24 protein-coding genes are annotated in these 18,719 nt (G+C 67.8%); 16 read left to right on the top strand and 8 right to left on the bottom strand.

Annotation, left to right across the window (positions count from 1 at the left end; all coding sequences use genetic code 11):
• Positions 1 to 126: 126 nt before the first annotated feature.
• Entirely contained in the window at positions 127 to 747 is a 621-nt protein-coding gene (locus tag ABD260_RS07175) for a dihydrofolate reductase family protein (protein ID WP_344232563.1), read from the top strand.
• On the opposite strand, the gene ABD260_RS07170 is transcribed toward ABD260_RS07175, so the two are convergent.
• Together ABD260_RS07170 and ABD260_RS07165 are read right to left on the bottom strand one after the other, a co-directional pair.
• Positions 731 to 1,603, bottom strand: coding sequence for an aminoglycoside phosphotransferase family protein (locus ABD260_RS07170; RefSeq protein WP_344232562.1), 873 nt, complete (start codon positions 1,601 to 1,603; stop codon positions 731 to 733). The two genes, ABD260_RS07175 and ABD260_RS07170, sit on opposite strands and share 17 nt — an antisense overlap.
• Before the next feature lie 40 nt (positions 1,604 to 1,643).
• Positions 1,644 to 2,090: a MarR family winged helix-turn-helix transcriptional regulator gene (locus ABD260_RS07165; protein WP_344232561.1), complete on the bottom strand. Its 447-nt coding sequence runs from the start codon at positions 2,088 to 2,090 to the stop codon at positions 1,644 to 1,646.
• A gap of 93 nt (positions 2,091 to 2,183) precedes the next feature.
• On the opposite strand from ABD260_RS07165, the gene ABD260_RS07160 reads away from it, so the two are divergent.
• The gene (locus ABD260_RS07160) at positions 2,184 to 3,569 is read left to right on the top strand and encodes an FAD-dependent oxidoreductase (RefSeq protein ID WP_344232560.1); all 1,386 of its coding nucleotides are present in this window, start codon (positions 2,184 to 2,186) and stop codon (positions 3,567 to 3,569) included.
• A 2-nt stretch (positions 3,570 to 3,571) separates the two neighbouring features.
• Here ABD260_RS07160 and ABD260_RS07155 read toward each other — a convergent pair whose 3' ends face one another.
• Complete coding sequence (locus tag ABD260_RS07155; RefSeq protein WP_344232893.1) at positions 3,572 to 4,030, bottom strand: MarR family winged helix-turn-helix transcriptional regulator; 459 nt, start codon at positions 4,028 to 4,030, stop codon at positions 3,572 to 3,574.
• Between the two features lie 136 nt (positions 4,031 to 4,166).
• On the opposite strand from ABD260_RS07155, the gene ABD260_RS07150 reads away from it, so the two are divergent.
• Positions 4,167 to 4,736: a YceI family protein gene (locus tag ABD260_RS07150; RefSeq protein WP_344232558.1), complete on the top strand. Its 570-nt coding sequence runs from the start codon at positions 4,167 to 4,169 to the stop codon at positions 4,734 to 4,736.
• A gap of 46 nt (positions 4,737 to 4,782) precedes the next feature.
• On the opposite strand, the gene ABD260_RS07145 is transcribed toward ABD260_RS07150, so the two are convergent.
• Positions 4,783 to 5,388, bottom strand: a complete 606-nt coding sequence (locus ABD260_RS07145; RefSeq protein WP_344232557.1) for a TetR/AcrR family transcriptional regulator — start codon at positions 5,386 to 5,388, stop codon at positions 4,783 to 4,785.
• Between the two features lie 73 nt (positions 5,389 to 5,461).
• Here ABD260_RS07145 and ABD260_RS07140 point away from each other — a divergent pair, with 73 nt between their 5' ends.
• From ABD260_RS07140 to ABD260_RS07130, 3 genes are read left to right on the top strand one after another with little or no spacing between them, the layout of a single operon-like run.
• Positions 5,462 to 6,607, top strand: a complete 1,146-nt coding sequence (locus ABD260_RS07140) for an acyl-CoA dehydrogenase family protein (RefSeq protein ID WP_344232556.1) — start codon at positions 5,462 to 5,464, stop codon at positions 6,605 to 6,607.
• Between the two features lie 36 nt (positions 6,608 to 6,643).
• Entirely contained in the window at positions 6,644 to 7,864 is a 1,221-nt protein-coding gene (locus ABD260_RS07135; RefSeq protein WP_344232555.1) for an acetyl-CoA C-acetyltransferase, read from the top strand.
• Positions 7,864 to 8,616 carry an SDR family oxidoreductase gene (locus ABD260_RS07130; RefSeq protein ID WP_344232554.1) on the top strand — a complete coding sequence of 251 codons (753 nt, stop codon included), beginning with the start codon at positions 7,864 to 7,866 and terminating at the stop codon, positions 8,614 to 8,616. The genes ABD260_RS07135 and ABD260_RS07130 overlap by 1 nt, the downstream gene beginning before the upstream one ends.
• 11 nt (positions 8,617 to 8,627) lie before the next feature.
• Here the strand turns inward: ABD260_RS07130 and ABD260_RS07125 are convergent, their stop codons facing one another.
• Positions 8,628 to 9,197 carry a TIGR03086 family metal-binding protein gene (locus ABD260_RS07125; RefSeq protein WP_344232553.1) on the bottom strand — a complete coding sequence of 190 codons (570 nt, stop codon included), beginning with the start codon at positions 9,195 to 9,197 and terminating at the stop codon, positions 8,628 to 8,630.
• A 54-nt stretch (positions 9,198 to 9,251) separates the two neighbouring features.
• Here ABD260_RS07125 and ABD260_RS07120 point away from each other — a divergent pair, with 54 nt between their 5' ends.
• From ABD260_RS07120 to ABD260_RS07105, 4 genes are all read left to right on the top strand, one after another.
• The gene (locus ABD260_RS07120) at positions 9,252 to 10,223 is read left to right on the top strand and encodes a helix-turn-helix transcriptional regulator (RefSeq protein WP_344232552.1); all 972 of its coding nucleotides are present in this window, start codon (positions 9,252 to 9,254) and stop codon (positions 10,221 to 10,223) included.
• A 205-nt stretch (positions 10,224 to 10,428) separates the two neighbouring features.
• Complete coding sequence (locus tag ABD260_RS07115; protein WP_344232551.1) at positions 10,429 to 11,337, top strand: GNAT family N-acetyltransferase; 909 nt, start codon at positions 10,429 to 10,431, stop codon at positions 11,335 to 11,337.
• Between the two features lie 8 nt (positions 11,338 to 11,345).
• The gene (locus ABD260_RS07110) at positions 11,346 to 12,026 is read left to right on the top strand and encodes a retropepsin-like aspartic protease (RefSeq protein ID WP_344232550.1); all 681 of its coding nucleotides are present in this window, start codon (positions 11,346 to 11,348) and stop codon (positions 12,024 to 12,026) included.
• 78 nt (positions 12,027 to 12,104) lie between these two features.
• Positions 12,105 to 12,992: a GNAT family N-acetyltransferase gene (locus ABD260_RS07105; protein WP_344232549.1), complete on the top strand. Its 888-nt coding sequence runs from the start codon at positions 12,105 to 12,107 to the stop codon at positions 12,990 to 12,992.
• Here the strand turns inward: ABD260_RS07105 and ABD260_RS07100 are convergent, their stop codons facing one another.
• Together ABD260_RS07100 and ABD260_RS07095 are read right to left on the bottom strand one after the other, a co-directional pair.
• On the bottom strand, positions 12,993 to 13,448 hold the full coding sequence (locus tag ABD260_RS07100) for a MaoC family dehydratase (protein WP_344232548.1): 456 nt from the start codon (positions 13,446 to 13,448) through the stop codon (positions 12,993 to 12,995).
• Between the two features lie 25 nt (positions 13,449 to 13,473).
• Positions 13,474 to 14,229: an SDR family oxidoreductase gene (locus ABD260_RS07095; protein ID WP_344232547.1), complete on the bottom strand. Its 756-nt coding sequence runs from the start codon at positions 14,227 to 14,229 to the stop codon at positions 13,474 to 13,476.
• A gap of 128 nt (positions 14,230 to 14,357) precedes the next feature.
• Here ABD260_RS07095 and ABD260_RS07090 point away from each other — a divergent pair, with 128 nt between their 5' ends.
• The 5 genes from ABD260_RS07090 (at position 14,358) to ABD260_RS07070 (ending at position 16,885) form a co-directional block, all read left to right on the top strand.
• On the top strand, positions 14,358 to 14,777 hold the full coding sequence (locus tag ABD260_RS07090) for an acyl-CoA thioesterase (RefSeq protein WP_344232546.1): 420 nt from the start codon (positions 14,358 to 14,360) through the stop codon (positions 14,775 to 14,777).
• A complete protein-coding gene (locus ABD260_RS07085) occupies positions 14,774 to 15,193 on the top strand; it encodes an acyl-CoA thioesterase (protein ID WP_344232545.1) in 420 nt (139 codons plus the stop codon). The genes ABD260_RS07090 and ABD260_RS07085 overlap by 4 nt, the downstream gene beginning before the upstream one ends.
• Before the next feature lie 15 nt (positions 15,194 to 15,208).
• Positions 15,209 to 15,601 (top strand): globin, encoded by a 393-nt coding sequence (locus ABD260_RS07080; RefSeq protein ID WP_344232544.1) that lies wholly within the window; start codon positions 15,209 to 15,211, stop codon positions 15,599 to 15,601.
• Positions 15,602 to 15,665: 64 nt separating this feature from the next.
• On the top strand, positions 15,666 to 16,094 hold the full coding sequence (locus tag ABD260_RS07075; RefSeq protein WP_344232543.1) for an OsmC family protein: 429 nt from the start codon (positions 15,666 to 15,668) through the stop codon (positions 16,092 to 16,094).
• 95 nt (positions 16,095 to 16,189) lie between these two features.
• Positions 16,190 to 16,885, top strand: a complete 696-nt coding sequence (locus tag ABD260_RS07070; RefSeq protein ID WP_344232542.1) for a GNAT family N-acetyltransferase — start codon at positions 16,190 to 16,192, stop codon at positions 16,883 to 16,885.
• Here ABD260_RS07070 and ABD260_RS07065 read toward each other — a convergent pair.
• A complete protein-coding gene (locus ABD260_RS07065) occupies positions 16,833 to 17,609 on the bottom strand; it encodes a mechanosensitive ion channel family protein (protein WP_344232541.1) in 777 nt (258 codons plus the stop codon). The genes ABD260_RS07070 and ABD260_RS07065 overlap by 53 nt on opposite strands.
• A 45-nt stretch (positions 17,610 to 17,654) precedes the next feature.
• Between ABD260_RS07065 and ABD260_RS07060 the strand changes: the two genes are divergently transcribed.
• Complete coding sequence (locus ABD260_RS07060) at positions 17,655 to 18,671, top strand: hypothetical protein (protein WP_344232540.1); 1,017 nt, start codon at positions 17,655 to 17,657, stop codon at positions 18,669 to 18,671.
• The last annotated feature ends 48 nt before the right edge of the window (positions 18,672 to 18,719 follow it).

Genomic DNA, 18,719 nt, shown 5'->3' with positions numbered 1-18,719 from the left:
CCACGACCGGGACCACGACCGGGACCACGACCGGGACCACGACCGGGACCACGACCGGGACCACGACCGCGGCCGGGACCGGGACCGCGGCTGGGTCCGGGAAGGGGAGAGGGGAGGGGAAGTCGGATGAAGCTCGTGCTGAGCGAGTTTGTCACGCTCGATGGGGTGAGTCAGGGCCCGGGTTCGGCGACCGAGGACACCAGCGACGGGTTCACCCGTGGCGGCTGGTTGGTGCCGTACTTCGACGAGGCGTTCGTGAAGCAAACAGTCGACTGGCTCGCCCGCGCGGACGGTCTCGTTCTCGGGCGGCGTACGTACGAAGCCTTCGCCCGCGACTGGCCGCAGATCACGGACCCGGGTGACCCGTTCACCGTACGAATGAACACGTTGCCCAAGTACGTCGTGAGTACCACGCTCACCGAAGCGAACTGGCGTCCGACAACCATCCTCAAGGATCTGGCAAGCGTCGGAGAACTGAAGAAGAAAGCTGGCGGCGAGCTGCAAATCCACGGCAGCGCGAGACTCGGCAATGCCCTCCTGAGGGCAGGCCTTGTCGATGTCGTCCGACTGGTGGTCGCGCCAACGGTCATCGGTACCGGACGGCGCTTGTTCGAGCATCCCGGCGACGCGGCAGGTCTGCGGCTGACCGAGCAGGCGGCGACGCCGAGCGGTCTCCTGCTGCTCGAGTACGAGACCGTCGGTGCCGCGCCTGTTGCCGAGTACGAAGGTGTTACCGCGTTTGTCTGACGTGATCGGCCAGGACGGTTTCGATCATCGGGAGGTTCTCGGTGATGAGTGCTTTCCACAGCGCCCAGCCACGAGCGCGGGCCCACATCGCGTCGTCCTGGCCGACTGCTTCGCGGAACACCTCGCGGGACGTACCGGAAAAGAACCCGTAGGCGATCACCAAGTCACAAGCGGGATCGCCGACGCCGGACGTACCGAAGTCGATGACCGCGGCCAAGCGCCCGTCCTGGACGAGCAGGTTCCCGCTCGCGATGTCGCCGTGGAACCACACCGCCGGCCGATCCCACGGGGACGCGAGCGCCGCCGTCCAGACCTCCAGCGCAAGGTCCGCGTCGATCCGTCCCTTCAGCGCCGTGAGCGCCGCCATGGTCTCGTCGTGGTAGTACTCCGGAGGCGCGCCGCGGTGGAAGCTGTGGTCGCCGGCGAGCGGTCCGCCGGTGGCGTCGACGCGCTGCAGCGCGAGGATGAACTCCGCGACCGCACGGGCAAACCCGGACAAGTCGGTCACCGTCTCGGGTGCGGCGGTCCGGCCGTCGATCCAGCGGCGAATCGCCCACGGATGCGGGTAACCCTCGCCGGGTGATCCCTTCGCGACCGCGGTCGGGATGGCAACCGGCAACTGCGGTGCAAGCACAGGAAGCCACTGATGCTCCTTGTCGACAGCCGCCACGTAGCTCGCATGCGTGGGTAGCCGGGCGGTCAGCTCGGAGCCCAGCCGGTACGTCCGGTTGTCCCAGCCGTCGACCTTGACCGGAGTCACCGGCAACTCGGCCCACTGCGGGAACTGCTGCGCGATCAGTCGCCGGACGAGCGCCGCGTCGATCCCGGCGCGCCCGTCTTGATGAAGTTCAGTCACGCCGCCAGCGTTCCGGACCGCGGCGAGCGGCTCAATGGATTTAGCCCAGGTCTGCAGAGTTGTCGACCGCGTCCGACAGGAACCGCAGGATCACGCGGAGCTCGTCATCACTCCGGGACGCCAGCACTTGCTGGAATCGCTCGCCCTGCTCGGCGTACAGCGGGACCATCGTCTCCTGGATCTTCTCCAGCGCCGGTGTCACGACGACCTTGCGACGGTCGGTCGGGTCGGCTTCGCGGGTGACGAATCCGTGCGCCTCGAGCCGGTCGATGACGCCGGTGATGGTGCCGGAGGTGAGCCCGGTGTGGTCGGCCAGCTGCCGCGGCGTCAGCGGTCCGTACGCGCGCAGCAGCGTCATGAACTGCGAATCGCTGGCGCCCAGGCCCACCTTCGCGGACACCGCGTGGTTGTACAGCACGAGCTCGGCGATGACCCGGACCATCTGCTCCTGGATCTCGGCGGCGAGCGCTTCTCGGCTACTGGTCATGGCCACCTCAGCATAGGGCTTGCTTTTATCTCGGATCTCCAAGATACTCGAAAAGACAAGATACTTGGCAAACCGAGACAAATGGAGATGGCGATGAAGGTGCTGGTGATCGGCGGCGGGACCGGAGGCCTCGCGCTGGCGCACGGCCTGAAGCGGGCCGGCATCGAGGTGGCGGTGTACGAGCGGGACGCGCTCCGCACCGAAGGGCTGCACGGCTATCGGGTCGGTATCGATCCGGATGGCAGCCGGGCCCTGCACGCGCTGCTGCCGAAGGAGCTGTACGACACGTTCGTGGCCACGAAGGCCCGCGACCCGAAGTACTTCAACATGCTCACCGAGAACTTCAAAGAGGTGCTGTCGATGCGGGTCGAGCCGTCGACGGACCCGGTCGAGAGCGAGAAGTCGATCAGCCGGATGACGCTTCGGCAGGTACTCCTGACCGGCCTGGAAGATGTCGTCGAGTTCGGCAAGGAGTTCACCCGCTTCGAGCAGCACGGCGAGCGGGTGACCGCCTACTTCGCGGACGGTACGCAGGCCACGGGCGATCTCCTGGTCGCCGCGGACGGTGCGCATTCCCGCGTACGCCGCCAATATCTGCCGCACGCGGACATCGAGGAGACCGGGATCATCGCGATCGCCGGCAAGCTGCCGATCACCGCGGAGAGCGCGAAACTGGTGCCGCCGAAGGTGTTCGAGGGCATCTCGATGATCAACGCGCCGCGCGGCCTGTTCTGCATCCTGCACGTGATGGAGTTCCAGTGGGACCGCGACGGCCAGGTGAAGCAGGGGATCGGCGGCAACACCGAGGAGCTGATCCGGCGCTGGCCCGGACTGCAGTTCGACAACACCCGCGACTACATCAACTGGGGGGTGTCGGCGACCAGGGACAAGTTCCCCGCGAACGTCATGCAGCTGCGCGGCGAGGAGCTGATGAAGCTCACGCTGGACCTGACGCCGGACTGGCATCCGGACCTTCGCCGGCTGTTCGAGCTGACCGATCCGGGCACCTGTTTCCCGGTGAACATCTGGACCTCGGCGCCGATCGATCCCTGGCCGACGACGAACGTCACGCTGATCGGTGACGCGATTCACACCATGACGCCAGGCCGCGGCGTCGGTGCGAACACTGCGCTTCGCGACGCCGTGAACCTGTGCCGGGCGCTGATCGACGTCCGCGACGGTCAGCGCGAACTGATCCCGGCCGTGAACGCGTACGAGGCGAAGATGATCGAGTACGGCTTCGACGCGGTGCTCAAGTCACGCGCTCAGATGACGTCCGACGATCCCATCCACAAACCCGTGATCGGCCGCATCGCGCTGGCGGTGATGCGTACGGGGATGCGCGCGGTCAACCACCTTCCGCCGCTGAAGCGGCGGATGCAGGCCTCGATGATGGCCTACCGCGGCGCCAACCGGGACGAGCTGTCGCTGGAGATCACCCCGGCGCCCGCGCAGAAGCCGGCGCCGGTGCAGAAGTAGGGTCAGCGCTGGCCGATGTGCTCCGCGACCGCGTCGAACACGCGCCCGACCGCGGCGAAGTCCTCGGTGCCGGCCAGGTCGACCAGGTTCTCCCGGACGCCCTCGACGTGGTACGGCGCGGCCTGCTCGAGCAGAGCGAACCCAGCGTCGGTCAGCTCGGCCCAGACACCGCGCTTGTCGCTCGTGCACGACGTCCGGCGAACCAGCTCGGCGGTCTCGAGGCGGCCGACGGTGTGGGTCAGCCGGGACCGGCTCTGGTGCAGCCGGTCGGCCAGGTCGGCCATCCGGAGCCGTCGCTCGGGCGACTCGGACAGCCGGACGAGGATCTCGTAGTCGTTGATACCGATGCCGAACCGGCGCAGGTCGTCGTCCAGCTTGGCCATCAGGCGTGCGGTTCCGAGCAGGTACGCACGCCACGCCACCTGCTGTTCGGCGTTCAGCCACCGAGTCCCAGTATCGATCGTCACGGGAACAGTGTACCGGGAATGTAGTTGACTTTTAAACCGTTGGACCCTACTGTCGTAGCCATCGGTTGAATGTTGAACTATAGCGGCTGCGTCGCCCCCGACCAGTACCGACCCTTCCCGAGAGGACCTCATGAGCGACACCACCACCGGCACCCCGACCAGCACCATTCCGGGCCTGACCGCCGGCACCTACGCCCTCGACACCGCGCACACCGAGATCGGCTTCACGGTCCGGCACCTGATGACCAAGGTCCGCGGCACCTTCCAGGAGTTCGGCGGCGAGATCGTCGTCAAGGACACCATCGAGGACTCCACCACCAGCGTCTCGATCGAGCTCGGCTCCGTGCACACCCGGAACGAGCAGCGCGACGGGCACCTGCGCTCCGGCGACTTCTTCGACGCCGAGAACAGCCCGAAGATGACCTTCGTCAGCACCGGCATCAAGGCCGAGGGCGACGACTACGTGCTGGCCGGCGAGCTGACCATCAAGGACGTCAGCAAGCCGATCGAGCTGGCCTTCGAGTTCCTCGGTGTCGACCAGAACGCGTACGGCCAGACCATCATCGGTTTCGAGGCCTCCGCGTCGATCAGCCGCAAGGACTGGGGCATCGACTTCAACGTGCCGCTCGAGGGTGGCAAGCTGCTGATCGGCGACAAGGTGGACATCCACCTCGACGTACAGGCCGCACTGCAGGCCTGATCGCAGCACTTCGAAAGACCCCGCGCCAACTGGTGCGGGGTCTTCGCTATGCCTGGACCATTCGGTGCGCCAGGTCCGCGTACAGGGCGCCGAGTGCTTCCGGGTCGCCGCGGTGTGGCGTGTACCAGCGCGCTACGTCGATCGACATGGACAGTACGGCGAGCGTCGTACCCGGAAGGTCCGTGACGGTGAACGAACCGTCGGCGACTCCATCGGCCAGTACCTGCTCGATCTGGGACGAGATGGCGCGGCGGATCGTGGCGACCTCGGCCAGGTGTTCGGGGGAGAGCGCCGCGAGCTCGTACTGGACCACGCGCGCGATCGTGTGATGCCGCGCATGCCAGGCGGTGAACGCTGCGACCAGCGACCGCAGCCGCTCTGAGGGCGTTTCCCGGTCGGGCGACGCAGCGGACCGGAGCACCTCCAGTGCCGCGTTGTGGCCGTAAAGGCTGATCTCGAAGAGCAGGCGTTCCTTCGACGGGTAGTGCACGTACAGCGCGGCGGGGCTCATGCCGGCGCGGGCAGCGATGTCGCGGGTGGTCGTGGCCTGGTACCCGCGCTCGGCGAATGCGTCGATGGCGCCGGTCAGCAGCCGGCGGGCGGCGGCCGGCTGGACGTGCTCCCAGACAAGTGGGTCGGTGACTGCGGACACGTTGACACCCTGCACCAAACGCGTGAAGCTAAGCAAGCGCTTAGCGATCAGTCTCAAATCTCGGGGAGGCCCCATGGAGCGCGTCATCTTCAACGAGGACCATCACGCCTTCCGGGCCAGTGCGAAGGAGTACTGCGACCGCTCGCTGGTGCCGCGGATGGAGCAGTTCCTCGAGGAGAAGACCCTCGATCGCGCGGTCTGGCTGGAGGCCGGGAAGCAGGGTTTCCTCGGGCTGGACGTGCCGGAGGAGTACGGCGGTTCGAGCGTCGGCGACTACCGGTTCAACGCGGTCTTCGCGGAAGAGCTGTCGAAGGTGTCCGCGTCGCTGTCGAGCTGCTTCGGCATCCACTACGACTGCGCCGCGCCGTACCTGGTGGATCTCGGCACCGAGGAGCAGAAGCAGCGCTGGCTGCCGAAGTTCTGTTCGGGTGAGTACGTCGCCGCGATCGGGATGACCGAGCCGTCCGGCGGTTCCGACCTGGCCGCGCTGAAGACCAGCGCGAAGAAGACCGACGGCGGCTGGGTGCTGAACGGGTCGAAGACCTTCATCACCAACGGCGACATGGCCGATCTGGTCATCGTGGCGGCCCGCACCGACTCGTCGAAGGGCGCGAAGGGCATCACCCTGTTCGTGGTCGAGGAGGGCATGGACGGCTTCGCCCGCGGCCGGAAGCTGGACAAGGTCGGCCAGACCGAGTCGGGTACGTCGGAGCTGTTCTTCGAGGACGTCTTCGTTGCCGAGGACAACGTGCTCGGTACGGTCGACCGCGGCTTCATCCACATGATGGAGCGGCTCGCGCAGGAGCGCGTCGGCGCCGCGGTGTCGAACATCGCGCAGGCCACCCAGATCCTGGCCGAGACGATCGAGTACGTGAAGGAGCGGAAGGCGTTCGGGCAGCCGGTCGGCTCCTTCCAGTACAACAAGTTCCTGGTCGCCGAGCTGGTCACCAAGGCCGAGGTCACCCAGGCGTACGTGGACAACGCGATCGTCGCGCACGACGAGGACCGGCTGTCGGCGGTGGACGCGGCGAAGGTCAAGTGGTGGAGCGCCAGCGTGCAGAACGAGATCCTGGACGCGTGCGTGCAGCTCCACGGCGGGTACGGCTACATGAACGAGTACCGGGTCGCGCGCGCCTGGCGGGATGCCCGGGTGACGAAGATCTGGGCCGGATCGAACGAAATCATGAAGGAACTCATCGGCCGCGACCTGGGCCTGTGACAAGGCCTGTGACAAGGGCGCTGAAAGGGAATCGAGATGCCTGAAGCAGTCATCGTGTCCACGGCCCGGTCGCCGATCGGTCGCGCGTACAAGGGTTCGCTGACCACGATCCGGCCGGACGACCTGGCCGTCCAGATGATCCAGGCGGCCGTCGGGAAGGTGGGCCTGACCGGGGACCAGATCGAGGATCTGGCGCTCGGCTGTGCGGAGCCGCACGACGAGCACGGTGGGAACATGGCGCGTCGGGTCGCGGTACAGCTCGGCTGGGACAACACGCCCGCGACCACGGTGAACCGGTTCTGCGCGTCGTCGACGCAGACCGCGCGGATGGCGTACCACGCGATCAAGGCGGGGGAGGGCGACATCTTCGTCAGCGCCGGCGTCGAGTGCGTGTCCCGGTACAAGAACTTCGGCTCCGCCGGGGTCGGCGATCCGAGCTCGTTCAACCCGGTCTTCACCGACGCGGTCGCGCGGACCGAGAAGTACGCCGAGACGAACGACACCTGGCACGATCCGCGGGCGGACGGGCAAGTCCCGGACATCTACATCTCGATGGGCCAGACCGCGGAGAACGTGGCGACGCTGCGTGGCATCAGCCGCGCGGACCAGGACGTCTTCGGCGTCCGCTCGCAGAACCTGGCCGAGAAGGCGATCAACAACGGGTTCTTCGAGCGCGAGATCACGCCGGTGACACTGCCGGACGGCACCGTGGTCAGCAAGGACGACGGACCGCGGGCCGGGACCACGCTGGAGAAGGTCAGCCAGCTGCAGCCGGTGTTCCGCCCGGACGGCACCGTGACGGCCGGCAACTGCTGCCCGCTGAACGACGGCGCCGCCGCGGTCGTGATCATGAGCGACACCAAGGCCCGCGAGCTCGGCCTGACTCCGCTGGCCCGGATCGTGTCGACCGGCGTGAGCGGACTGTCGCCGGAGATCATGGGCCTCGGTCCGGTGGAGGCGTCGAAGCAGGCGCTGGCCCGGGCCGGGATGAGCATCGGCGACATCGATCTGGTCGAGATCAACGAGGCGTTCGCCGTGCAGGTGATCGGTTCGGCGCGCGAGCTCGGGATCGACGAGGACAAGCTGAACGTGCACGGCGGCGCGATCGCGCTCGGGCATCCGTTCGGGTCGACCGGCGCGCGGATCATGACCACGCTGGTGAACGGGCTGCAGTTCGAGGACAAGCAGTTCGGTCTCGAGACCATGTGCGTCGGCGGTGGGCAGGGAATGGCGATCGTGCTCGAGCGCCTCAGCTGATGGGCCTCGAAGGCCGGACGGCGATCGTCACCGGCGCATCCCGTGGGATCGGGTTGGCGATCGCGCAGCGCCTGGTGCGGGACGGTGCCCGCGTGGTGATCACCGGCCGTACCCAGGAGACGCTCGACCAGGCGGTGCAGACGCTGGGCGGCCGGGAGCACGCGCTGGCCGTCGCCGGGAAGGCGGCCGATCCGGAGCACCGGTCGCAGGTGGTCGCGGCGGCAGTGGCGACGTACGGGTCCGTGGATCTGCTGGTGAACAACGCCGGCATCAACCCGATCTACGGGAAGCTGCTCGACGTCGATCAGGCGGTCGCGGCCAAGATGGTGGACACGAACGTGCTGGCCGCGATCGCGTGGGTGAAGGCCTGCCGCGACGCGTGGATGCGTGCGCACGGCGGGGCCGTCGTGAACCTGTCATCCGTGGCCGGCCTGTCGCCGTCGCCGGGGATCGGCTGGTACGGCGCGACGAAGGCGATGCTCTCCCGGGTAACGCAGGAGCTGGCGGTCGAGCTGGCGCCGGAGATCCGGGTGAACGCCGTGGCCCCGGCGGTGGTGAAGACCAAGTTCGCCGGGGCGCTGTACGAAGGTCGTGAGGACAAGGTCGCGGCGACGTACCCGCTGGGTCGGCTGGGGCGGCCGGAGGACGTCGCGTCGCTGGTCTGGTTCCTGCTGTCCGACGAGGCGTCCTGGATCACCGGCCAGACCATGACCATCGACGGCGGCCTCACCCTCAAAGGCGGCATCGGCTAAGGCTGGATGGCTTAGGGCCGGCGGCCCTGCCACGCGGCCAGTTGGTCGTACGGGGTCGCGTCGTCGGCGACCTGCACTACCGGGCCGAACGGAACCCGCCCACCGCGCTCCTCGGCCGGAATGAACCGGCGCACCATTGGAAGCACCTGAGCCGCCAACTCCTGATCCAGCTCGCCGAGACGGTCAGTCGCCTTGGCCAGATCCCAGGCGTGAGTGGTCAGCTCGCCGGTGTACCCGGCGATGGCTGCCGCGCCGGGCAGTGTTCCCCAGGGGAGCGTGCAGATCTGCTCCAGTACGGCGTCGTTCGCGATGGTGCTGTCGAGGGTCGCCCTGCGTTCTTTCCAGCTGGCCGGGATGTCGTCGACGCCGGTGGCGATGACCGGAATCGTCAACGGGTCGCCGCCGCGCAGCGCCAAGTCGATGCGGGTGAGCACGCTCAGCAGATGGTTCTGCAGCGTACGGACGTCGTATTCGTCGCACGGGGTTTGCAGGTCGAAGTGGCCGGGATCGGTCGTGCCGACGAGCTGCTCGGCCTGGTCGACGGCGCGGACGAACAGTGGGCGCGGATCGGTTGCGTTCATGACCACAGCCTCTCAGCCGATATACGACATCTTCTGTCGCATATTGTAGAAGTTGTGCGAGCGGACCGGTTGTTGCAGATCATCCTGCTGCTGCAGCGGCATGAGCGGCTGAGTGCCCGGGAGCTGGGCGAGCGGCTGGAGGTGTCGACGCGGACCGTGCTACGTGACATGGAGGCACTGTCAGCAGCCGGTGTGCCGGTGTACAGCGAGCGGGGGCGCAATGGCGGCTGTGTCCTGCTGCCGGGGTACCGCGCCGACGTGAGTGAGTTGACGCCCCGGGAAGCACAGGCGCTTTTCGCATGGTCCGGACGGGCAGCGTTGTCGGAGGAGCTCGGACTGCGGGACGCACTGCACACTGCGATGGGCAAGCTCGCTGCGACGCTGCCGGTCGAGCTACAGGGGGATGCGGATGCCCTGTCCAGTGCGATCGTCGTGGACCGGCGGCGCTGGTTCGCGGAGGCTGAAGACACCGGTGCGCTGCCGGTGCTGCGTCAGGCAGTGGTGAAGCAGCGGCGGGTACGGCTCAGGTACGCGTCGGCCAGTGCGGGCCTGCAGCAACGCACTGTCGATCCGTGGGGGCTGGTAGAGCAGGCCGGTCGTTGGTACTTGGTGGCGGCGCACCGCGGAGCAGCACGGATGTACCGGGTCTCCAGGGTTGAGCAGGCGGATCTCCTGGAGGAGCAGGCCGATCGGCCGGACGGTCTGGACGTACGGGCTGAGTGGGAGCGACTGCGGTCGGCTCTTGAGACGCACCGGCCGGTGGGAGTCGACGTACTGGTCCGCATCCGCCCGGAGCGGATCGACCAGATCCGGCGGATTGCCTCGCCGATGCTCGCGAAAGGTGAGGTGGCTCGCGACGTACCGAGCGATGACGAGTGGCCGCACGTACGGATGCACTTCCGCGTCCGCGAGGCCGCGTGCGGGGTACTGCTCGGTTTCTCGGGGGACCTGGAGGTGCTGGAGCCGGCCGATCTGCGCGAGCGGATGCTGGAGCTCGCCGAGGCCGCGGTCGTCACTTACAGCTGAGCTGCGGACGCCCCGCCGCCGGTGACCCCGTCGCGTGCAACCACGATGGCACTTCCGGCGGTCGGGGCGATCAGTCCGACAGCACCGCGTCACTCTAGTACGAGTCGGCTACACAGCCGAATCGTGGGATTCTCGCGGCTGTTGCGATCGCATTGCTGTTGTTAATGCATGGCGTGGATGCGGGCGGCTGGCTAGGGTCCGGGGCATGACTACTGGGGCGCTGATCCGGCTGGCAACAGGTGATGACGCCGAGGGCGTGGCAGCGGTCCGGCGGGTGGTCTACCCGTACAAGGCGATGTCAGCGGCGGCGACGCGGCACCTGATCACCGTGCAGTCGCCGGGGGAGCGGTTCCTGCCGCTGGTCGCGGAGCGCGACGGCGAGCTGATCGGCTGGGGATCGGCCGGGCTGAACGTCTGGACCAGCGAACCGGGTCAGAGCAACTTGATGATCTATGTGCATCCGGACCATCGCAAGCGTGGCATCGGCAGCGCACTGGCCGAGCGGCTGCACCAGCACCTGACCGAGGTCGGAGCAGTCCGGGTGCGGACCTTCGTCCAGCCGGACGGTCTGGAGTTCGCCCGGAACCTCGGGTACGACGGCACGCGGCAGATGCACTACGCCGGAGTGGAGCTCGACTCGTTGCCGGCGCAACCGGAGACACCGGGCGGGATCGAGTTGGTCACTTTCGACAAGATCGACCCGCGGGCCGCGTACACCGCTGACGCGATCTCCTCGCTGGACGAGCCGAGTGACTCACCACTGGACGCGGTCGAGTACGACCAGTGGCTGGAGGAGATCTGGAACAGCCCGGCGATGGACAAGTCGCTGAGCGTCGCGGCGATGACCGGTGCCGAGATCGCGTCCTTCACGGTCGTCGAAACCGACACCGACCGGATGTGGTCGGGCATGACCGGAACCGTCCCGGCACATCGCGGCCGCGGCCTGGCCAAGCTGGTCAAGTCGGTAGCCCTCCGCCGCGCCGCCGCGGCCGGCATCACCGCCGCATACACCTCCAACGACGACGCGAACGCCCCAATGCTTGCCATCAACAACTGGCTCGGCTACCACCGAGTCCAAACCGAACACGGCCTCCTCCGCACCCTGGACAACTGAGGTGCAGCATGGCGATCGTCGGGTTCGACCGGGTGCAGCACCTGGTTCGGGTACCGATCAGGATCGGTGACCGCGAGTACCGCTTCCTGGTCGACACCGGGATCGGGATCACGGTGCTCTCGTCGTCGATCGCCGAACACTTCACGCCGACCGGCGAGACGTACACCGGTCGGCGGATGTCCGGTCAGGAGATCGAGGCGCCGCTGGTCCGGCTACCGCGGGTTGCCCTCGGTGACTTGACGGTCGCCGGGCACCTCGCGGGTGTTGCTGATCTCGGTGACGCAACCGGTCCGCACGGCTTCGCCGGGATTCTCGGACCGGCGTTCTTCGAGGGGTATACGGTCACGACGGATCCGGACGCGATGACGTTGACCGTTCAGGCCCGGGACAGTTTTGTGGCCGATGGCCCCGAGATTCCGTTGGACATACGGCGGGAGTCTGTGTCGGTGGACCCGTTCACCCAGCTCGTCCTGCCGGGCGGGCGGGAGATCACCGTTGAGGTGGACACCGGCTCGGACAGTTTGATCCTCGATACCGCGCAGGCGGCGCCGAGGGTGCAGTTTCAGGAGATCATCCATGATGGACTGGTGGGCGCGGCGTACCTGGGGCGGTACCGGATGACCTTCGACGTCAGTGGTTCGCGGCTGGTGCTTGGTGCGCGGCAGAGTCAGGCTGAGACGGAGCTGTAACGGGTTTCCTTCCGGTATGCACCTGAAAGGGCGTTATGTTCCGGGGGACTTCGCTGTTGGAAGGCCCAAGGAGTTCGGATGGAGATCAGGGCGGCTGGACCGGGGGACGTGGCCGGGGCGGTCGCGTTTCACGACGAATTGGTGCCCTATCTGGTGGTCACCCGGGGAGTGCTGAGCCGTCGGCTGGGTGCGCCGGTGGCGCCGGGGCGGTCGACGTTCGCGGCGGTGGACGACGGCCGCGTGGTGGGCTGGGCGACGAGCAACCTGATCGCCGGGTCCGATCCGCTGGACGGTGAGGTACGGGTGCTGGTGCGGCCGGAGTACCGCGGTCGTGGCATCGGGACCCAGTTGCTGACGGCAACGCACGCCGAGCTGCGTTCTGCGGGTGCGACGTCGGCACGGGTGTTCGCCGAGCCGGGTTCGGTCGAGTGGGCCGCGCAGTTCGGCTACCGGCAAACCAGGCAGGTGCATTACGCGGGCATCGATCCGGGCAAAGCGCAGCCCGCTCCGGAGGCGCCGAGCAAAGTACGGCTCGTGCCGCTGACCGAAGTCGAGCCGCACCAGCTGTACGCGGCCGATCAAGTTGCCCAGCGCACCAAACCGGGTGACGCGAGGATCACCTCCCGGCCGTACGACGAGTGGCTGGCCGCCGTCTGGCGGTCACCGGACACGGTGCTCGACCTGAGCTTCGCCGCCGTGTACGACGAGCAGGTGATCGCCTTCACGCTCGGGATCGGTGACCACACGACGATCTGGTCGAAGATGACATCGACGATGCCCGAGTACCGCGGTCGTGGCCTGGCCAAACTGGTCAAGGCCACCGCGCTCCGGCATGCGGCCGACGCGGGCGTACGCGGCATGTACACGGCCAACTACGACGGCAACACCCCGATGCTGGCGGTCAACGACTGGCTCGGCTACGAGCGCATCGCGACCCACGCAGTACTGATCAGCCCGATGCCCTAACTAGGGCACCAGCAGGACGACCGTCTCCGCGACGCAGGCGGGCTTGGTGGAGTTCTCCAGCTCGATCACCCAGTGCAGCGAGACCTGCACACCAGCCGGCGTCTCGACGGCGTTGGCGATCGACGCGCCGGCCCGGACCCGAGTACCGACCGGGACCGGGGACGGGAAGCGCACCTTGTTGACGCCGTAGTTCAGCTTCGCGCTGACCCCTTCGACCTTGAACAACTCGTCGCCGAACCGGGCGATCAGGCTCAAGGTCAGGTACCCGTGCGCGATCGTCCCGCCATACGGACCCTGCTTCGCCCGCTCGGCGTCGACGTGAATCCACTGGTGGTCACCGGTGGCGTCGGCGAACTGGTTCACCTGCTCCTGGGTGATCTCCAGCCATTCGGTCTCACCCAGCCGGGTGCCGACCGCGTGCACGACCTCGTCGGCACCGGTGAAGGACTGCGGCATAGGTTCGCTCCCTGTTAGTTCCGGACTAGTTCCGGGGCCCGCCCGCGACGTACAGCACCTGGCCGGAGACGAAACCCGCCTCCTCGCTGCAGAAGAACGACGCCGCGGCGGCGATGTCGGCCGGCGTACCGGTCCGTTGCACCGGGATGCTCGCGGCGGTCGCCTTCTTGAACTCCTCGAAGTCGACGCCGACCCGGGCCGCGGTGGCGGCGGTCATGTCGGTCTCGATGAAGCCCGGCGCGATCGCGTTCGCGGTGACGCCGAACTTGCCCAGCTCGATCGCCAGCGTCTTCGCCAGCCCCTGCAGGCCGGCCTTCGCGGAGGCGTAGTTCGCCTGGCCGCGGTTGCCCAGCGCGGAGGTGGAGGACAGGAAGACCATCCGGCCGTACCCCGCCGAGACCATGTGCGCCTGGCAGGCCTTCGACATCAGGAAGCTGCCCTTCAGATGCACCGACATGACCGTGTCCCAGTCGTCCTCGGACATCTTGAACAGCAGGTTGTCGCGGAGCACGCCGGCGTTGTTGACCAGGATCGTCGGCGCGCCCAGCTCGGCGGCGACCCGCTCGACCGCGGCCGCGACCTGGTCGGCCTTGCTGACGTCCGCGCCGACGCCGATCGCCCGGCCGCCGGCCTCGGTGATCGCGGTGACGGTGGCCGCGCAGGCACTCTCGTCGAGGTCGACGACGGCGACCGCGTTGCCGTCCTGGGCGAGGCGCTGCGCGACGGCCGCGCCGATTCCCCGGGCTGCCCCGGTCACGATCGCCACCCGCTGTCCGCTCACGCCACCACTCCAATCGTCGACTGGTCTGCCGAAGATGACATTACCCACGCTCTGTCACCCGCAGAGTACTCAGGATGCGATGATCGCCGTGTGGATCATCACAGCTCGGGGCGTGGGGTGGGAACGGTATGAGAAACCGCCACGTCTACCACTGCCCGCTGCGCTGGGGAGACCTGGACGCGCTCGGCCATGTGAACAACGGCCGGTACGTCGACTATCTCCAGGACGCCCGCGTCGACTTCCTGTTCCGGACCGCGAAGGAACTGGGCGCCGACAACCTGGAAACCGGTCTGCTGGTCGCCCGGCACGAGGTCCAGTACCGCGCGCCGCTGCACTTCCGGCCGGAACCGGTCCGGATCGAGCTGTGGATCAGTGAGATCAGGGCCGCGTCGTTCACGGTGGACTACGAGATCCTCGACGCGGAGCCGGAGCGGCGTACGTACGTGGAGGCGCGTACGAAGCTGGTCCCCTTCGACTTCACCGCGAACCGCTTGCGCCGGATCACACCGGTCGAGCGCACCGCATTGGACAAGCTGGTGGGCGCATGACGTTCACGTACCAGGTGCTGGTCCGCTGGTCGGACATCGACTCGTACGACCACGTCAACAACGTCAGGTACTTCGACTACCTGCAAGAGGCCCGGATCGCCTTCTTGAGTCAGCTGATGGACACCACGGGGGACTACTTCGCGCAGTACCCGTGCGTACTGGTCAATCAGACCGTGGACTACCTCCGGCCGATCCTGCTCCGGCATCCGCCGTACGACGTGGATGTGTGGGTTCAGTCAGTCGGTACTACGTCGTACACGCTCGGTTCACGGATTGTGGATCGCAGTGGTGAGTCGGAGGACGTGTACGCCAAGGCGGAGTCGGTGATCGTCGCCGTGGACGGCCGGACGCATGCCAAACGCGTGCTGGGTGCGGTGGAACGGGCAGCCCTGCTCCAGCAGGTTGCGGCCACTTGAGAGACTGGGTCCGAGATGAGTGACCAGCAGAGCTTCTACGACGCCGTCGGTGGGACGGATACCTTCCACCGCTTGGTGGCAGCGTTCTACCGGGGTGTTGCCGCCGATCCGGAGCTACGGGCGATGTACCCGGAGGAGGACCTCGGTCCGGCCGAGGTGCGCTTCCGGATGTTCCTGGAGCAGTACTGGGGCGGCCCCAAGACGTACTCCGAGCAGCGTGGGCACCCCCGGCTGCGGATGCGGCACGCGCCGTTCGCCGTCACCCCGAGCGCCCGGGACCGGTGGCTCGGCCACATGCGCGCCGCGCTCGACGAGATCGCCCTGTCCCCGGAGCGGGACGAGGAGATCTGGCGGTACATGCTGATGGCCGCGGACAGCATGGTGAACACGCTCGAACCGCAGAACTGAACCACCCGGGCGCGATCGACGTGTCCGGGCGCCGAACCACCCCCTCGAAGGAGAGAACACGAGCATGGCTACCACTCGTACGGCCAAGGCCCACTGGGAAGGCTCGCTGATGGAGGGCGCCGGCCAGGTCGCGCTCGAGTCGTCCGGAGTCGGCACCTACGACGTCACCTGGGCCTCCCGCGCGAACGACGCCAACGGCAAGACCAGCCCGGAAGAGCTGATCGCGGCCGCGCACTCCACCTGCTTCTCGATGGCGCTGTCGCACGCGCTGGCCGGCGCGGGCAAGCCGCCGGCGTCGATCGACACCCAGGCCGACGTCGACTTCCAGCCGGGTGAGGGCATCACCGGCATCAAGCTGTCGGTGAACGGCAACGTGCCGGGCCTGACCGCCGAGGAGTTCGCCGAGTTCGCCGAGGGCGCGAAGAAGAACTGCCCGGTGTCCCAGGCGCTGTCCGCGGTCCCGATCACCCTGGACGTCACCTTCACCGCCTGACCCGTCCCGCAAGCGTCCGGCGAACCACTCTGGTTCGCCGGACGCTGTCGTTCCTGCCGCTGAAATCTGTCGGTGCGGTCCGGCAAGCTGCGTCCATGGCTGATGCTCTGGTCGAGAACCACCTGACGTTTCTGGCTGCTCATCGCGGCGTCGTCCGGCGATCCGTCGACGCGATCGAGGTGGAAGGTGAGGCTGCGGAGTTCTCGGTCTGGATTCCGCTGTCGCCGGACGCCGAACTGCCCGGTGGGGCGGGGGCGGTGCGGCTGGTGCCGGAAAGCGGAGCCGGGTGGGAGGAGCGTCTGGCCGCGGCGGGGTTCGAGCCGGCCGAAGTGCTGGTGCACCTGGAGGCGCCGGCCGGCCCGGGGGATGGGGAGCCGATCGAGGCCATCGGCACAGAGCGCGACGCCAGGGGGTTCGCGGAGGTCCAGAGTGCGGCGTTCCTTGAGGTGGGGGAGCCGGACTACGACTGGTGGCAGCAGATGTTCGTGCGGCGCGCGGTGCAGAACTACCAAGCGCCCGGCCAGTCGCTGTACCTGCTCCGCGTCGACGGTGCTCCGGCGTCGACCACCCTGGTGTTGCGGACCGGTTCGGTGGTTGGCGTCTACGCGGTCGCGACCAAGCCGGAGTACCGCGGTCGGGGACTGGCGAGCAGGCTGCTGGCGCAGGCGCGGCGGGACGCGGTGGGTGGGCGGCTCACGCTGCAGGTGGCGGAAGGTTCGGACGCGGAGCGGCTCTACCTCAAGCTTGGGTTTCGCCGTGCGTTCCGGTCGCCGTGCTTTCGTCGGTCTTAGTTTCCTCTTCCTTTTCGGTGCCGGAGCCGACGCCGGAGGAGCCGGTGCTGTTCGGGTCCCGGGTGGTCATGTTGCCGACCCGGAGCACCTCGCCGTTGCGTACGTACCAGGTGGTGCCGTCTTCGCCACGGAGCGTGGTGATGCGCAGACCGACCGCGACCACGGTGCCGGTCGCCTTCTCCATGTCGATCAGGTCGCCGACGCCGTACTGGTCCTCGAAGATCATGAACACGCCGGCCAGGAAGTCCTTCACCAGCGTCTGCGCGCCGAAGCCGAGCGCGACGCCGATGATGCTCGCGGACGCGATCACCGGCAGGATGTTGAAGCCGAGCTCGGCCAGCACCATCACCACCAGGACGGCGGTCAGTACGATCGTGACCGCGCTGGTCAGCAGCGACGCGATCGTCTCCGCGCGCTGCGCCCGGCGCTCGTTGGCGAGGGTGTTCTCGACGAACTCCTGGCCACGTTTCGACTTCGCCAGCACGCCCGCGACCGCGCCGTTGCCGGTCCGCCGGGCGAACCGGCGGATCAGCTTGTGCAGCACCCAGCGGAGGACGATGAAACCGATGATCAGTCCGGCGATCCGGGCCGGGACCACGACGATCTGATCGGTCATCTCCAGCTTGCCGTCGGAGCCCGTCCGGAAGAACGCCGGAAAGGTACTCGGCAGCGAAAACAGGGGGTGACTGACTAGGGACACAAGGTAGCTGGTCAGAATAGGCATCTCGCCGCCCGATCTTAGTAAGGCTGACAAGGGAGAAGCGATCGCATGTCGAGCCGTCTGGACGACGAGCTGTCGAGGCTCGTGAGCGCCGGCGTGCTGCGCCAGTACCAGGCCGACTCGATCCGGGACGCGGCCGACGCGGAGATCGACGCGGCCCTCGCCGACCCCGGCCGGCCGACGGCACCGGCCTCGGCGGCGGACCAGCCCGCGGAGCCGGTCCAGACCAAAGCGAAGGCACCGCTGGAGACGCCGCACGCGAACGCGCTGGTCGAGGTGCTCGGGTACATCGGCGGCGCGCTGCTGCTCGGCGCCGTCGCGCTCCTGACCTTGGCGAACTGGGGTGAGATGGGCCGTGCGGCCCGGATCAGCACCGGGACCACCGCGGCGGTGGTCCTGCTCGGCGCGGCGGTCGTCCTGGCGCTGCTGCGGCGGCGTGAGCAGCTCAGCTCGGCGCTCGCGTCGATGGGCTGCTGCGTGGCCGGGTTCGCGACCTTCGTGGCGATCGAGGGCGAGACCGGCCGGGTGGTCGGGGTGCTCGTCGCGCTCGCGCTGGCCGCCGCCGGGTTGTGGTGGCTGGCCGGCTCTTCGTTGCTGGTGGCAACTTTTGGGATCCTGGCCGTCGGTGTGTTGGTGATCACGGCGGATGTCCTCACTCCGGACACGGGGTCGGCCGCGAACAGCGCGGGGATCGCCGGGACCGGTTTCATCATCGTGGCGTTCGTGTTCGCGATGCTGGGGATGGTGCGGGATCAGGTGACGTCGTGGTCACTGGCCGGAGCCGCGATGTTCAGTTCGTCGATCTGCTGGCTGGTGCAGGAGCGCGGCGAGATCATGGCGCTCGCGGTCGGTACGGCTGGTCCTGCCGCGTTGCTGGTCGCGTACGGCCGGACGCGCCGCCCGGCGTACGCGGTGGTCGGCTGTGCGATCCTCCTGGTCATCTGGCCAACCGCCCTGTACCAGCTGACCGACAACCTGGCCGGTGTGGCGATCGGACTCGTCGTGGCGAGCGGAGTCCTCCTGGTTGCAGTCATGATGTTGAGCCGTCGCCGCTCGAACGCGTAAGAGGGTGTCGTTTGTACCTTGGTGCGGTTGATACGGCAGACTCGCTGA

The sequence above is a fragment of the Kribbella hippodromi genome (assembly GCF_039531045.1).
Taxonomy (GTDB): Bacteria; Actinomycetota; Actinomycetes; order Propionibacteriales; family Kribbellaceae; genus Kribbella; species Kribbella hippodromi.
The sequence above is the reverse complement of the archived record's forward strand: the minus strand, read 5'-3'. Positions and strand labels throughout refer to the sequence as shown.